General features: G+C 68.8%; 13 protein-coding genes and 3 tRNA genes. 7 read left to right on the top strand and 9 right to left on the bottom strand.

Annotation, left to right across the window (positions count from 1 at the left end; genetic code table 11):
* Positions 1-33 precede the first annotated feature (33 nt).
* Positions 34-108 (top strand) — tRNA-Asp (locus ACIQRL_RS09970).
* Between the two features lie 206 nt (positions 109-314).
* Positions 315-506: a DUF6274 family protein gene (locus tag ACIQRL_RS09965; RefSeq protein WP_401329426.1), complete on the top strand. Its 192-nt coding sequence runs from the start codon at positions 315-317 to the stop codon at positions 504-506.
* Between the two features lie 467 nt (positions 507-973).
* Here ACIQRL_RS09965 and bldC read toward each other — a convergent pair whose 3' ends face one another.
* On the bottom strand, positions 974-1180 hold the full coding sequence (gene bldC / locus ACIQRL_RS09960; RefSeq protein WP_003949541.1) for a developmental transcriptional regulator BldC: 207 nt from the start codon (positions 1178-1180) through the stop codon (positions 974-976).
* A gap of 623 nt (positions 1181-1803) precedes the next feature.
* A complete protein-coding gene (locus ACIQRL_RS09955) occupies positions 1804-2652 on the bottom strand; it encodes a hypothetical protein (RefSeq protein WP_401329423.1) in 849 nt (282 codons plus the stop codon).
* A gap of 222 nt (positions 2653-2874) precedes the next feature.
* Between ACIQRL_RS09955 and ACIQRL_RS09950 the strand changes: the two genes are divergently transcribed.
* Positions 2875-3969: a Leu/Phe/Val dehydrogenase gene (locus ACIQRL_RS09950; protein WP_401329420.1), complete on the top strand. Its 1095-nt coding sequence runs from the start codon at positions 2875-2877 to the stop codon at positions 3967-3969.
* 301 nt (positions 3970-4270) lie between these two features.
* Complete coding sequence (locus ACIQRL_RS09945) at positions 4271-4525, top strand: DUF3073 domain-containing protein (RefSeq protein ID WP_037615441.1); 255 nt, start codon at positions 4271-4273, stop codon at positions 4523-4525.
* A gap of 200 nt (positions 4526-4725) precedes the next feature.
* Here ACIQRL_RS09945 and purM read toward each other — a convergent pair whose 3' ends face one another.
* The 7 genes from purM to purS form a co-directional block, all read right to left on the bottom strand.
* Complete coding sequence (gene purM / locus ACIQRL_RS09940; protein ID WP_401329417.1) at positions 4726-5826, bottom strand: phosphoribosylformylglycinamidine cyclo-ligase; 1101 nt, start codon at positions 5824-5826, stop codon at positions 4726-4728.
* Between the two features lie 41 nt (positions 5827-5867).
* Positions 5868-7394 carry an amidophosphoribosyltransferase gene (gene purF / locus ACIQRL_RS09935; RefSeq protein WP_401329414.1) on the bottom strand — a complete coding sequence of 509 codons (1527 nt, stop codon included), beginning with the start codon at positions 7392-7394 and terminating at the stop codon, positions 5868-5870.
* A 61-nt stretch (positions 7395-7455) separates the two neighbouring features.
* Positions 7456-8247: an META domain-containing protein gene (locus tag ACIQRL_RS09930; protein ID WP_401329411.1), complete on the bottom strand. Its 792-nt coding sequence runs from the start codon at positions 8245-8247 to the stop codon at positions 7456-7458.
* A gap of 181 nt (positions 8248-8428) precedes the next feature.
* Positions 8429-9226, bottom strand: a complete 798-nt coding sequence (locus tag ACIQRL_RS09925) for a sterol carrier family protein (RefSeq protein WP_401329408.1) — start codon at positions 9224-9226, stop codon at positions 8429-8431.
* A 402-nt stretch (positions 9227-9628) separates the two neighbouring features.
* A complete protein-coding gene (purL, locus tag ACIQRL_RS09920; RefSeq protein WP_401329405.1) occupies positions 9629-11905 on the bottom strand; it encodes a phosphoribosylformylglycinamidine synthase subunit PurL in 2277 nt (758 codons plus the stop codon).
* Entirely contained in the window at positions 11902-12582 is a 681-nt protein-coding gene (gene purQ / locus ACIQRL_RS09915; RefSeq protein ID WP_401329402.1) for a phosphoribosylformylglycinamidine synthase subunit PurQ, read from the bottom strand. Before purQ ends, purL begins: the two co-directional genes overlap by 4 nt.
* A complete protein-coding gene (gene purS / locus ACIQRL_RS09910) occupies positions 12579-12842 on the bottom strand; it encodes a phosphoribosylformylglycinamidine synthase subunit PurS (RefSeq protein ID WP_005482678.1) in 264 nt (87 codons plus the stop codon). Before purS ends, purQ begins: the two co-directional genes overlap by 4 nt.
* A 361-nt stretch (positions 12843-13203) precedes the next feature.
* Here purS and ACIQRL_RS09905 point away from each other — a divergent pair, with 361 nt between their 5' ends.
* From ACIQRL_RS09905 to ACIQRL_RS09895, 3 genes are all read left to right on the top strand, one after another.
* Positions 13204-13521 (top strand): Lsr2 family protein, encoded by a 318-nt coding sequence (locus ACIQRL_RS09905; protein WP_401329398.1) that lies wholly within the window; start codon positions 13204-13206, stop codon positions 13519-13521.
* A 185-nt stretch (positions 13522-13706) separates the two neighbouring features.
* A tRNA-Gly gene (locus ACIQRL_RS09900) sits at positions 13707-13778 on the top strand.
* 79 nt (positions 13779-13857) lie between these two features.
* Positions 13858-13933, top strand: a tRNA-Gly gene (locus ACIQRL_RS09895).
* The last annotated feature ends 132 nt before the right edge of the window (positions 13934-14065 follow it).

Genomic DNA, 14065 nt, shown 5'->3' with positions numbered 1-14065 from the left:
AGCACAGCGCAAGAACAAGTCGCTGCGAAACCAGGTCCTGTGGAGCAGTTTGGAGTGCTCGCCACCCTGTCAAGGTGGAGGCCGCGGGTTCAAATCCCGTCAGGACCGCGTGACGAAAAGGCCCGGAGCTTCGGCTCCGGGCCTTTTCGCGTGTCCGCTCCCCGTCGTGTTCGCGTGCGCGGCGCCGGCCCTCGCGCGGCCGTCGGCGCCTCCAGGGGCGCCCCTGCGCCGCGTTCGCGTCCCTTGACGGCGTCACATTCCACCGGTACCCCGGAATCCAGGGCCCTCGCCCTGCCGGTCCTCTGGAGGTGCGTATGGCGGTGTCCGCTCGGCACGAGACCCGGGCTCTGCTCCGAGCCCATCTGGCGGCCGCTTCCGGTTACCGCCATCTGACGCGGCACTGCCCGATCTGCCACCAGCTCGCGCGGCTGGCCATGGAACCCGTTCCGCGTGACCAACAGGACCCCGGGAGCACTCCGGAGGACGAAAGTCCCTCAACGGCGTGACCGAGGACCGCCACCACGACCGTCACGCGGCGCGCACTCCGAGGCGACACGCCCCCGCACGGCCCCAACTCCCCTAGCGCAGAAGGATCGCGGGCGACAAGGACTGTGGCATGTGACGGGAGTCACCGCATATGTTTTCAGAAGTGTGGAACTTACCCCCCTCCTACAACCAGTCAATTTAATATGTGCAATTGCACCACTCGTCGAGGACTTCCTCAGACGATCCGACAGCCACCCCCAGAGTCCGACAAGGCCGCTCACAGGCCGACCACAGGGGCGCTCGGACCGCACAAAAAAGATCGCGCTGGACCCGGCGGAGTCCAGCGCGATCTACGACGCACCCTGTTCAACTGGCGAAAAGACTTGGGCGTGAGCTCTGTTGGGGCAGAACCCGCGTCGCTTGGAGCTGTGGTGTGGACGCCTCGACGGGTTGGGGGATCCGTTGACTTGTCCGGTTATGCGATGGTTCAGGCTTCGCTGCGCTGCTGCGGGATACCCGCGAGCAGTGCGCGGACCTCAGCCTCGCGGTAGCGGCGGTGTCCGCCGAGCGTGCGGATGGACGTGAGCTTGCCGGCCTTCGCCCACCGCGTGACCGTCTTGGGGTCGACGCGGAACATCGTGGCGACCTCAGCCGGGGTCAGCAGCGGCTCGGCATCAGGGGTGCGAGCGGTCATGAGCGGCCTCCTCGGGAGAACCGAACCTTCTCGGTTCTTTCCTCTAAATTCTGCACCTTGACCCGCGTTGCCCGAAATGGCGGACGCGAGTCGAGTCGGTTATAGGACGAACGGCTTGTCCTCGGCACTACAACTACACCATCCGTCCAGCCGCGTCGGCCAAACCGATGGAATTGCCCTCCCAGGTGTTCATCAGCGACGGAAGCCGATGGACCATGCCATAGCGGACAGTCACGCCACTGTGACGATCAGTCACAGGGGCGATCAGGAGTCACCAGACCCCCCAAAGCGTGCAATGCCGAGATTCCCCCCCAAACGTGGGCGGAGGGAGCCCTCCCCCGGGCTCCTTGTCCTATTTTGACACGAGGAGGGGGAAGCGATGCAAGAGCCGGGTAAGTGCCGTCCGTCACGCTTGACACCCGTTGACGCATAAGCCCGGAACGGGACCTACGTCCTGGACGTGAGGGTTCTTCAGCGTGTGAGGACCATACGCGAGTTCGACAGAAACCTGTGAGAAGCAGATCACACCGAACACGGGGGCCCGGAACCCCCCTCCCTCCCCACCTGAACCCGTGGGCGCCGCCCGGGGCGGCCGTGCCGGTCCGAGCCGCCCGCGATGGGCATCAGTTCGACGAACGCCGGTCCCTGACCGACCGCCAGCGCTCCACCAGCCGGCCGTACGCCTCGCCCGCCGTCGCCCCGTCCCCGGTGCGCAGCGCCTCGATGCCCTCGGCGACGTCCGCGGCGGAGTGGTCGTCCTCGAGCTGCCCGGCCGGCAGCGTGTGCACGAGCCCGCCGTAGTCCAGCTCGACCAGGGAGCGCGGATGGAACTCCTCCAGCCAGCGCCCCACGTCCACCAGACCCTCGATGAGCGGCCCTTCGTCCAGGGCCTCCCTGAGCGTCCGCAGCGCCCGCGCCGTGCGCCGCCGCGCCTGCACCATCGGTGTCCGGTAGCGCAGCAGCGGCACGGCTCCGGTGGGGCCCGTCCCCTTCTCGTACTCCCGCTCCTCGTCGGTGACGAGCACGAACCAGTTCAGCGGCACCTGCCAGGTCGAGGTGCGGATCCACGGGCGGGCGTCGGGGTTGCGCACCAGCCAGCGCTCGTAGTCCAGCGCGGCCTGACGGCGCACCAGCGGCGGCAGCACCGCGTCCAGCACGGACGCCGGGAGCTCCTCGCCCAGCTCGTCCAGGGCCTGCCAGCCGCGCAGCCGGGTGCGCCAGGGGCAGACGCACACCACCCCGTCGACCTCGGCCACGAACGCGTCGCCGCTCTCGTGCACCGGCACGGGGACCGGCGGGGTGGGCAGCAAGTCGGCCAGCGACCGGCGCAGTTCGTCCTGGTACGAGGGGCGCTCGGGGCGCCGGGCGTAGCGCGTCCAGTGGGCGCGCTCGGACTCGGGGAACGCGGCCAGTGGCTCGTACACCCGCAGATACGACGTGTACGGGACGATCACCGCGGACACCTTGGGCACGCCTGCTCCCTCCCCCGTCGACCACCGGGAAAACCAGCGAAAACCGCTCACAACCTGAAGAGAAATCTATGCAAATCGAACCATGGCCGTACCCCGCCCGTAGGTGATCCTGAACACGGCGCCGAGGGCGGGTCGGCGCAGGCTCTAGTCTCATTCCCACGGAGCCCGCCATCCGCACGGGCCTCGCACCCAACCGCCGTTTTTTACCTGGGAGTCACCACAGTGACCGACGTAACCGGCGCGCCTGCTGATGTACTGCACACCCTTTTCCGTTCGGATCAGGGGGGTCATGAGCAAGTCGTGCTCTGCCAGGACCGCGCCAGCGGCCTCAAGGCCGTCATCGCCATCCACTCCACCGCCCTGGGCCCGGCCCTCGGCGGCACGCGCTTCTATCCGTACGCGAGCGAGCAGGAGGCCGTCACCGACGCCCTCAACCTCGCGCGCGGGATGTCGTACAAGAACGCCATGGCCGGACTCGACCACGGCGGCGGCAAGGCCGTCATCATCGGCGACCCCGAGCAGATCAAGTCCGAGGAGCTGCTCCTCGCGTACGGCCGGTTCGTCGCCTCGCTCGGCGGCCGGTACGTCACCGCGTGCGACGTCGGCACCTATGTGGCCGACATGGACGTCGTGGCGCGCGAGTGCCGCTGGACGACCGGCCGCTCCCCGGAGAACGGCGGCGCGGGCGACTCGTCGGTCCTGACCGCCTTCGGCGTCTTCCAGGGCATGCGGGCCTCCGCCCAGCACCTGTGGGGCGACCCGACGCTGCGCGGCCGCAAGGTCGGCGTCGCCGGTGTCGGCAAGGTGGGCCACCACCTGGTCGAGCACCTGCGCGAGGACGGCGCCGAGGTCGTGATCACGGACGTGCGGGCCGACTCGGTACGCCGGATCCTGGACCGGCACCCCTCGGGCGTCACGGCCGTCGCGGACACCGAGGCGCTCATCCGCACCGAGGGCCTCGACATCTACGCGCCGTGCGCGCTGGGCGGGGCGCTCAACGACGACTCCGTGCCGGCGCTCACGGCCCGGATCGTGTGCGGTGCCGCCAACAACCAGCTGGCGCACCCGGGTGTGGAGAAGGATCTCGCGGACCGCAGCATCCTGTACGCGCCCGACTACGTGGTGAACGCGGGCGGTGTCATCCAGGTCGCCGACGAGCTGCACGGCTTCGACTTCGACCGGTGCAAGGCGAAGGCCGCGAAGATCTTCGACACCACGCTGGCCATATTCGCACGTGCGAAGCAGGACGGGATTCCGCCGGCCGCGGCGGCCGACCGGATCGCCGAGCAGCGGATGGCTGAGGCACGACGTCACTGACCCCTTACGGGGCCATAGGCGCTTGTCAGGGACCCGTCGGCGGCCGGTTGCGAGAGAACTCTCACGTCTGTCGGCGGGTCGGACGCCAAGAAGAGGTTAAAATCGCGGTTGACCAGCGAGGACAGGGCACCTCGCGGGTTCTGGGTGAAGGCGCGTGCTGCGGGCGACGTACCGTATGGGCGCGGGCTCAGGTACCGTGGAAGCCCTACGGACCGGTCTCTCCACGGAGAGTCCGTTCCAGATCATGAACGCGTGTCAAGACTCTGGGGCCGTCGAGCCCCGTATCCGAGGGGGTCGAGCCATGGGGCGCGGCCGGGCAAAGGCCAAGCAGACGAAGGTCGCCCGCCAGCTGAAGTACAGCAGCGGCGGGACTGACCTCTCGCGTCTGGCCAATGAGCTGGGCGCTTCGACTTCGAGCCAGCCGCCGAATGGCGAGCCGTTCGAAGACGACGACGAGGAAGACGACCCGTACGCACAGTACGCGGATCTCTACAACGACGACGACGAGGACGAGGACGACCAGTCCGGGCCTCAGTCGCAACGTCGCGGCGCTTGACGCAACAGCGTCCCTCGCAGTTTCCGCGATCTCTTCTCGTAGCGGATCTTCTGGCGTGGGTTACTGGTAGATCCCGCCTGGCGGATTTCTCGTAGCGACTGCACTTCACCCGGTCCGGGGCCTCAGCGCCGGACCGGGTTTCGTGCTGCTCCGGGGGCTTCGGCCCGCGTGGTCGCCGGCTTCAGCCCCCGTCGCCTGTTTCAGTTCGCGTAGTCGCCGACGAGCGCCGCGCCCGTCGTGTGGTCCCCGCGCTCGGTGATCTCACCGGCGATCCAGGCGTCCACTCCGCGGTCCGCGAGGACGGCGAGGGCGACCTCGGCCGACTCCTCGGGCACGATCGCCATCATGCCGACGCCCATGTTCAGCGTCTTCTCCAGCTCCAGGCGCTCGACGCCACCGGTCCTGCCGACCAGGTCGAAGACCGGCGCCGGGGTCCAGGTCTCGCGGTCGACCACGGCGTGCAGGCCGTCCGGGATCACCCGGGCCAGGTTGGCCGCCAGGCCGCCGCCGGTGATGTGGCTGAAGGCGTGCACCTCGGTGCTCTTCGTCAGCGTCAGGCAGTCCAGCGAGTAGATCTTGGTGGGCTCCAGGAGCTCCTCGCCGAGCGTGCGGCCGAACTCCTCGATGTGCTGGTCCAGGCGCAGGTTCGCCCGGTCGAAGAGGACGTGCCGGACGAGCGAGTACCCGTTCGAGTGAAGACCGGAGGCCGCCATGGCGATCACCGCGTCACCCGTACGGATGCGATCCGGGCCGAGGAGCTGGTCGGCCTCGACCACGCCCGTACCGGCGCCGGCGACGTCGAAGTCGTCCGGACCGAGCAGACCCGGGTGTTCGGCCGTCTCGCCACCCACCAGGGCGCATCCCGCCAGGACACAGCCCTCGGCGATGCCCTTCACGATGGCCGCCACCCGCTCCGGGTGAACCTTGCCCACACAGATGTAGTCGGTCATGAAGAGCGGCTCGGCGCCGCACACCACGATGTCGTCCATGACCATCGCGACGAGGTCGTGGCCGATGGTGTCGTACACGCCGAGCTGCCGGGCGATGTCGACCTTGGTGCCCACACCGTCGGTGGCGGAGGCGAGCAGCGGACGCTCGAAACGCTTGAGGGCGGAGGCGTCGAAGAGGCCGGCGAAGCCGCCGAGGCCACCGAGGACCTCGGGGCGCTGCGTCTTCTTCACCCACTCCTTCATCAGCTCTACGGCGCGGTCGCCCGCCTCGATGTCGACTCCGGCAGCCGCGTAGGAAGCGCCGGAGGCACTGCCCGAAGCCAGAGGGGACTGATCAGACACAGAAGCCATTGCCTGGGATCTTTCGGTTGGTGAAACGGGGCTCTGCGGCGCTACGGGCGACGGATGGCGTCAGCCGCGGCCGTGGCTGCGGGACCCGCGGCCAGCTCGGTCTCCAGGAGCTGCTTGCCGAGCAGTTCGGGGTCCGGAAGTTCCATCGGGTACTCGCCGTCGAAGCAGGCGCGGCACAGATTCGGCTTGTCGATCGTGGTGGCCTCGATCATCCCGTCGAGGGAGATGTACGAGAGGGAGTCGGCGCCGAGCGAGGTACCGATCTCCTCGATGGTCATGCCGTTCGCGATCAGCTCCGCGCGGGTCGCGAAGTCGATGCCGAAGAAGCAGGGCCACTTCACGGGCGGGGAGGAGATCCGGATGTGGACCTCGGCCGCGCCGGCCTCGCGGAGCATCCGGACCAGGGCGCGCTGGGTGTTGCCGCGCACGATCGAGTCGTCGACGACGACCAGGCGCTTGCCCTTGATGACTTCCTTGAGCGGATTCAGCTTCAGGCGGATTCCGAGCTGGCGGATCGTCTGCGACGGCTGGATGAAGGTCCGGCCGACATACGCGTTCTTGACCAGGCCGGCGCCGAACGGGATGCCGGAGGCCTCCGCGTAACCGATCGCGGCGGGTGTCCCGGACTCCGGGGTCGCTATCACCAGGTCGGCCTCCACAGGGGCTTCCTTGGCGAGTTTGCGACCCATCTCGACGCGCGAGAGGTACACGTTCCGACCGGCGATGTCCGTGTCGGGGCGGGCCAGATACACGTACTCGAAGATGCAGCCCTTGGGCTTCGCTTCCGCGAATCGCGAGCTCCGCAGACCGTTCTCGTCGATGGCGACGAACTCGCCCGGCTCGATCTCGCGCACATAGCTGGCGCCGCAGATGTCGAGGGCCGCGGACTCGGAGGCCACCACCCAGCCACGCTCCAGGCGACCGAGGACCAGCGGGCGGATGCCCTGCGGGTCACGGGCGGCGTAGAGGGTGTGCTCGTTCATGAAGACGAGCGAGAAGGCGCCCATGACCTGGGGGAGGACCTTGGCGGAGGCCTCTTCTATGGTCAGCGGCTTGCCGTCGTCGTCGACCTGGGCCGCGAGGAGCGCGGTGAGCAGGTCGGTGTCGTTGGTGGCCGCCACACGGGTGGTGCGGCCTTCCTGCTTGGGCAGTTCCGCGACCATCTCGGCGAGCTGCGCCGTGTTGACCAGGTTGCCGTTGTGGCCGAGCGCGATGGAACCGTGCGCGGTGGCGCGGAACGTCGGCTGGGCGTTCTCCCACACGGAGGCACCGGTGGTCGAGTAGCGGGCGTGACCGACCGCGATATGACCCTGGAGCGAACCGAGCGAGGTCTCGTCGAAGACCTGGGACACGAGGCCCATGTCCTTGAAGACGAGGATCTGGGAGCCGTTGCTGACCGCGATTCCCGCGGATTCCTGACCCCGATGCTGGAGGGCGTAGAGCCCGAAGTAAGTGAGCTTGGCGACCTCTTCGCCCGGAGCCCAGACACCGAAGACGCCACAAGCGTCCTGGGGGCCTTTCTCACCGGGGAGCAGATCATGATTGAGTCGACCGTCACCACGTGGCACGGCACCGAGTGTAGGCGAGATCGACCACTGGTCCGAATTGGGGATGGGGGCCCTCAGTGGATCACTCGGCGGCCACCGCGCTGACCACCGTGCCGTTCTCGCTGGTCAGCGCGATGCCACGGTGATCCAACGTGTAGGTGACCTTGCTGTCGAAGAGCCCCAGCAGCGTCTTCTCGGTCCTCATGAGTGAGTCTTGGCACATCATCCGGGTGGTCCTTGCCGGGCCGAGGGTGATATGTCCGTCGCCGACGGTGGCCCGGGCGGACGCGTGGTTGCAGCCGAGCCGGCCGTCGAAGGTGCCGTCCGCGCGGAGGACGAAGTACGCGTTCGCCCCCTTCGGGAGCGGCTGGGAGACGTTGTTGTCGCCCAGTGCCGTGACCGTCCACTTCGTCCCCCGCAGGGGTGCGTCCTTCTCCTCGGTGAGGCTGATCCGGTCGCCGCTGCCGGCAGTGAGCGTCAGCCGGTCGCCGTCGGCCCTCGCCGTGAACCCGCCCTTGTCCGCGAAGGTCCGGCCCAGGCTGCGCTCGAAGCTCATCGGGCCGTTCCCGCAGGCCATGTCGGTCGTCCACATCCCGCCGAACGTGACCCGGTCACCTTTGACGGTGACCTTCGAACCGAACCCGTTGCAGCCGAGGTTGCCGCTGACACGGCCGTCGTCCGCGATCTTCAGATACGCGCCGGAGGGCGCCCGCACGGCCTTTCCGTCCACGGTGAGACGGTCGACCGTCCAGTGGACGCCGGTCACCGGCGCCGTCTCCGTCCGGGCGGAACCGCTCCCCGCCGTCTGGGTGCCGCACGCGGCGGCGAGGGGAAGCAGGGTCAGGACGCCGAGGGTCATGCGCTGCTTGTCCATGCCGATGGGACGGGAGGGACGGGGGACCGGTTCCCCGCAGAGGCCGGGATCCCCTCCCGGGGGCCGGGGCAGGTGACCGACCGCGGGCCCGCACGCGAGTACGGGATTCGGGCCGGGCGGCTCAGCCCAGGCGGGGCGGACTCAGCCCGGGCGGGGCGGACTCAGCCCGGTCGGGGCGGACTCAGCTCATCAAGGGGAGCAGGCCGCCGAGGTCGGCGCGCTCGCCGCTCGCGCTGACCTTCGCGTCGTCCAGCGCCGCCTTCCACTCCAAGCGTCCGGTCGCCAGCCGGATCCAGGTCAGCGGGTCCGTCTCGACGACGTTCGGCGGGGTACCGCGGGTGTGCCGGGGCCCTTCCACGCACTGCACGACGGCGTACGGCGGGATCCGGACCTCGGTCGACGCGCCGGGCGCCTTCACGGCGAGCGCGTCGGCGAGCAGCCGGGTGCAGGCGGCGAGGGCTTGGCGGTCGTACGGGACGTCGAGACCCGGCACCGCGCGGTTCAGGTCGTCGGTGTGGACGACGAGTTCGACGGTGCGGGTGACGAGGTAGTCGTCGAGGGTCATCGCCCCGGCGCGCACGGCGAGCAGCCGGCCGTCGGGGGCCGTGGCCAGGCGCTCGGTGATCCGCTGTTCGGTGCCGGCGTAGAGGGCGTCGAGGTCGGGATGGCCGGCGGCGAGTGCGCGGGTGCCGTCGGCGATGTCCCCGGCGCGGGCCGCCGTACCGAACGGCCAGTCGAGCAGGGCGAGTTCCTTCGCGGCGGGCGCGGGCAGATCGAGATGCCGGCTCACCGTCTCGACGGCCATCGTGATGTGCGCGGCCAACTCCCGCACGGTCCAGTCCCCGAGCTGGGCGGGCCGCGCCAACTGCTCCTCGTCCAGGGCATGTACGCCGTCCCGTACGTTCCCGAACTGCGCGAGCACCGCCGCGCGGATCCTGGCGGGGTCGTACGTCCGTGCGCGCTTCTTTACCGGAGGCATGGCTGGGAGCCTATGCCCTGACGGCACAGCCGTTCAGGCGCCTGGGCGGGCCGGGCACCGGGCTCTCGTGCCAGTCGTTCGAGCGCGTCGTGGAGCAGGACACCTGGCCGGGCCGGAACGGGTACGCGCGCCTGGCCTGCACGAACGAGGTGAGCCAGGACAGTCACCCGTGAGCGTGAACGGCGGCGGAAGCCACCCGGCACCGCCGGAAGGTCGGGGGCTACCGCACTCTTCACACGGCGAAGTTCGGCGAGAAGGTGTCCGTCCGCGACCCGATCGGCATCGAACTCGACACGGAGATCCTCAGAAGCTACGTCCGATGAACCGAGAAGCCCCCGTCCGGATCCCATCCGGGCGGGGGCTTCGCCGTACAAGCCGTACGAGCGGTACGAGCTGAACCGGCTACGCCAGCAGCGCCGGGATCGTGCCCTCGTGCGCCGTGCGCAGCTCGGCCAGGGAGAGCGTGAACTCGCCCTGGACGTCGATCATCGCGGTCGCCTCGGACTCGGTGCCGTCGACGACACCGATGCGGGTGACGGGCAGACCCCGGGCACCGCACATGTCGTTGAAGCGGAGCTCCTCCGAGCGCGGGACGGCGACGACCGCGCGGCCCGCCGACTCCGAGAAGAGGAACGTGAACGCGTCGAGACCGTCGGGGACGATCAGCCGCGCGCCCTTGCCGCCCTGCAGCGCGGACTCGACCACGGCCTGGACGAGGCCGCCGTCGGACAGGTCGTGCGCGGAGTCGATCATGCCGTCGCGGGAGGCCGAGATGAGGATCTCGGCGAGCAGCCGCTCGCGCTCCAGGTCGACCTTCGGCGGCAGACCACCGAGGTGGTCGTGGACGACCTGCGACCAGGCCGAACCGCCGAACTCCTCGCGGGTGTCACCGAGCAGGTAGAGGAGCTGGCCCTCTTCCTGGAAGGCGACCGGGGTGCGCCGGGCGACGTCGTCGATGACGCCCAGCACGGCCACGACCGGAGTCGGGTGGATGGCCACCTCGCCGGTCTGGTTGTACAGCGAGACGTTGCCGCCGGTCACCGGGGTGCCGAGCTGCTGGCAGGCGTCGGCCAGACCGCGGATCGCCTCGGCGAACTGCCACATGACGGCCGGGTCCTCGGGCGAGCCGAAGTTCAGGCAGTCGGAGACGGCGAGCGGCTTGGCACCGGTCGTCGCGACGTTGCGGTAGGCCTCGGAGAGGGCGAGCTGCGCACCGGCGTACGGGTCGAGCTTGGCGTAGCGGCCGTTGCCGTCGGTCGCGATGGCGACACCGAGCCCGGTCTCCTCGTCGATGCGGATCATGCCCGAGTCCTCGGGCTGGGCCAGCACCGTGTTGCCCTGCACGAAATGGTCGTACTGGGAGGTGATCCAGGACTTGGAGGCCTGGTTCGGGGAGGAGACCAGCTTCAGGACCTGGTCCTTCAGCTCCTCGCCCGTCGCCGGGCGGGGCAGCTTGTTCGCGTCGTCGGCCTGGAGCGCGTCCTGCCACTCGGGGCGCGCGTAGGGGCGCTCGTAGACCGGGCCGTCGTGCGCGACCGTGCGCGGGTCGACATCGACGATCTTGCCGCCGTGCCAGAAGATCTCCAGGCGGTCGCCGTCGGTGACCTCACCGATGACGGTGGCGATGACGTCCCACTTGTCGCAGATCTCCAGGAACCGGTCGACCTTCTCCGGCTCGACGACCGCGCACATGCGTTCCTGCGACTCGCTCATGAGGATTTCCTCGGGCGAGAGCGTGGAGTCGCGCAGCGGTACGTCGTCCAGGGTGACGCGCATGCCGCCGGAGCCGTTGGACGCCAGCTCGCTGGTGGCGCAGGACAGTCCGGCCGCGCCGAGGTCCTGGATGCCGACGACCAGCTTCTCGGCGAAGGCCTCCAGGGTGCACTCGATGAGGAGCTTCTCCTGGAAGGGGTCACCGACCTGGACGGCGGGACGCTTCGACGGCTTGGCGTCGTCGAAGGTCTCCGAGGCGAGGATCGACGCGCCGCCGATGCCGTCGCCGCCCGTGCGGGCCCCGTACAGGATGACCTTGTTGCCCGTGCCGGACGCCTTCGCGAGGTGGATGTCCTCGTGCCGCATGACGCCGATGGCGCCGGCGTTGACCAGCGGGTTGCCCTGGTAGCAGGCGTCGAAGACGACCTCGCCGCCGATGTTGGGCAGGCCCAGGCAGTTGCCGTAGCCGCCGATGCCCGCGACGACGCCCGGCAGGACGCGCTTGGTGTCGGGGTGGTCGGCCGCGCCGAAGCGCAGCGGGTCGACGACCGCGACCGGGCGCGCGCCCATCGCGATGATGTCGCGCACGATGCCGCCGACGCCGGTGGCCGCGCCCTGGTAGGGCTCGACGTACGACGGGTGGTTGTGCGACTCGACCTTGAAGGTGACCGCGTAGCCCTGGCCGACGTCGACAACACCGGCGTTCTCGCCGATGCCGACGAGCAGGGCGTCGGACTGCGGGGCCTTCTCGCCGAACTGGCGGAGGTGGACCTTCGAGGACTTGTAGGAGCAGTGCTCGGACCACATGACGGAGTACATGGCGAGCTCGGCGCCGGTCGGGCGGCGGCCGAGGATCTCGACGACGCGCTCGTACTCGTCCTTCTTCAGGCCCAGTTCGGCCCAGGGCAGCTCGACGTCGGGGGTCGCGGCCGCGTTCTCGACCGTGTCCAGAGGCGTGCGGCTCATGCGTTGACCAGCTTCTTGAGGATCGAGGTGAAGAAGGGGAGGCCGTCGGTGCGGCCGGACCCGACCAGCGGCTCGACGGCGTGCTCCGGGTGCGGCATCAGACCGACGACGTTGCCCGCCGCGTTCGTGATGCCGGCGATGTCGCGCAGCGATCCGTTCGGGTTGACGTCAACGTAACGGAACGCGACCCGGCCCTCGGCCTCCAGCATGTCGAGCGTGTGCTCGTCGGCGACGTACCGCCCGTCCATGTTCTTCAGCGGGATGTGGATCTCCTGGCCGGCCGTGTAGTCGGCGGTCCAGGCGGTGTCCGCGTTCTCCACCCGCAGCTTCTGGTCGCGGCAGATGAAGTGGAGGTGGTTGTTGCCGAGCATCGCGCCGGGGAGAAGGTGCGCCTCGGTGAGGACCTGGAAGCCGTTGCAGATGCCGAGAACCGGCATTCCGGACTTCGCCTGCCCGATGACGGTCTCCATCACCGGCGAGAAGCGCGAGATGGCGCCCGCCCGCAGATAGTCGCCGTACGAGAAACCGCCGGGCAGCACCACGGCGTCGACCTGCTTGAGGTCCTTGTCCTTGTGCCAGAGAGCTACGGGTTCGGCGCCCGCCAGCCGGATCGCGCGCTGCGTGTCGCGGTCGTCGAGGCTGCCGGGAAAGGTGACGACTCCAATACGAGCGGTCACTTTCCGGCCTCCGCGACTTCCTCGACCTTGACGGTGAAGTCCTCGATCACGGTGTTGGCGAGGAAGGATTCCGCCAGTTCATGGATGCGGGCGAGCGCGGCGTCGTCCACCGGTCCGTCCACTTCCAGTTCGAATCGCTTTCCCTGACGGACATCGGAGACACCTTCGAAACCGAGGCGCGGCAGTGCACGCTGCACCGCCTGGCCCTGGGGGTCGAGGATCTCCGGCTTGAGCATGACGTCGACTACGACGCGTGCCACTGGCACTCCCGGTGTGTGGTGCTGAGCAGGTCCCTTCAGACTACCCGTACAAAATTTCTACTCGCGTAGATTCGTAGAATCCTACGTGACCCCGATCACGATCCCGCATCGGCGCGGGGGCATCGACGGAAAATCCTGGGAAAAACCGCAGAAGAGCGGCAGGACCCCATTGCCTTCGGACACGCGGGGGGATTTAGTCGGGCTTCACAATGCAATGCCGGGCACTGTACAAATGAATTGGCAATAGCCGATACTTTGCTCGATAACAGCCGGACAGTCGACATCTCCCCGACAACTCCGTGACGTCCGCGCACGTCATGACCGTTGATCGCGGAGGTGCCGCACGAAGGGACCGATATTCGTGGCGCAGCGTGTCGTGGTCACTCTCTTTGACGACATCGACGGCTCGGAAGCGGCGGAAACGATCGCCTTCGGACTCGACGGCAAGTCGTACGAGATCGACCTGAATCCAGCCAATGCCAAGGAACTGCGTAAGGCGCTCGAGCCGTACGTCGAGGCCGGCCGCAAGCAGTCGAAGTCCGGGAAGGCGTACACGCACACCGCGCTGACGCCCGACCCGGCCGCGGTCCGCGCCTGGGCCCGCTCCAACAAGATGGACGTGCCGCCGCGCGGCCGGATCCCCAAGAAGGTCTACGAGGCGTTCGCCGAGGCGCACTGAGCCGGCGCCCCGGGCGGGCACCCCGGGCGGGCACCCCGGGCCTGGTGCCGCGAGACCCTCCGCCGGCTCCGCAAGACCCCTCCGCCGGACCCTGGAACAACCGACTTGCGCTGACCCCCGCCTGATCAGCTAGAGTCTGGAACACGCCGAGGGGCCCGGACGGAAAAGCCGGAAGCCAAGGTCGTGCGGGTGTAGTTCAGTAGCAGAACATCCCCCTTCCAGGGGGAAGGCGCAGTGTGCAATTCCTGTCACCCGCTCTGCATCGCTTACCGATCACAGTTGTCGATCGGGTAGGGTGGTGCTCGCGCCGATCGGTGGAAGCCGGTCGGCGGCAATGCGGACGTAGCTCAGTTGGTAGAGCGCAACCTTGCCAAGGTTGAGGTCGCCAGTTCGAACCTGGTCGTCCGCTCCAGAAAGAAGCCCCTGACCTCAGGTCGGGGGCTTCTTCGTGTGCGCAGGCCGCTCATGTCCGGGTGCCGTCTGACATTTGTCATGCGGAGTGATGACAACGCGCACTGCTGCCGGGGCCCGTCCGCCGGGACGC

The organism is Streptomyces sp. NPDC091209 (assembly GCF_044757755.1).
Classification (GTDB): Bacteria; Actinomycetota; Actinomycetes; order Streptomycetales; family Streptomycetaceae; genus Streptomyces.
Note: the sequence above shows the minus strand (reverse complement) of the source record. Positions and strands in the feature narration are given on the sequence as shown.

What these genes read in the sequence shown, in the direction of transcription:
- ACIQRL_RS09930 (WP_401329411.1), bottom strand. Translation starts at nt 8,247, where the DNA reads ATGGACAAGCAGCGCATGACCCTCGGCGTCCTGACCCTGCTTCCCCTC.
- ACIQRL_RS09965 (WP_401329426.1), top strand. Translation starts at nt 315, where the DNA reads ATGGCGGTGTCCGCTCGGCACGAGACCCGGGCTCTGCTCCGAGCCCAT.
- purM (WP_401329417.1), bottom strand. Translation starts at nt 5,826, where the DNA reads ATGGCTTCTGTGTCTGATCAGTCCCCTCTGGCTTCGGGCAGTGCCTCC.
- bldC (WP_003949541.1), bottom strand. Translation starts at nt 1,180, where the DNA reads ATGACCGCTCGCACCCCTGATGCCGAGCCGCTGCTGACCCCGGCTGAG.
- purL (WP_401329405.1), bottom strand. Translation starts at nt 11,905, where the DNA reads ATGAGCCGCACGCCTCTGGACACGGTCGAGAACGCGGCCGCGACCCCC.
- ACIQRL_RS09925 (WP_401329408.1), bottom strand. Translation starts at nt 9,226, where the DNA reads ATGCCTCCGGTAAAGAAGCGCGCACGGACGTACGACCCCGCCAGGATC.
- ACIQRL_RS09945 (WP_037615441.1), top strand. Translation starts at nt 4,271, where the DNA reads ATGGGGCGCGGCCGGGCAAAGGCCAAGCAGACGAAGGTCGCCCGCCAG.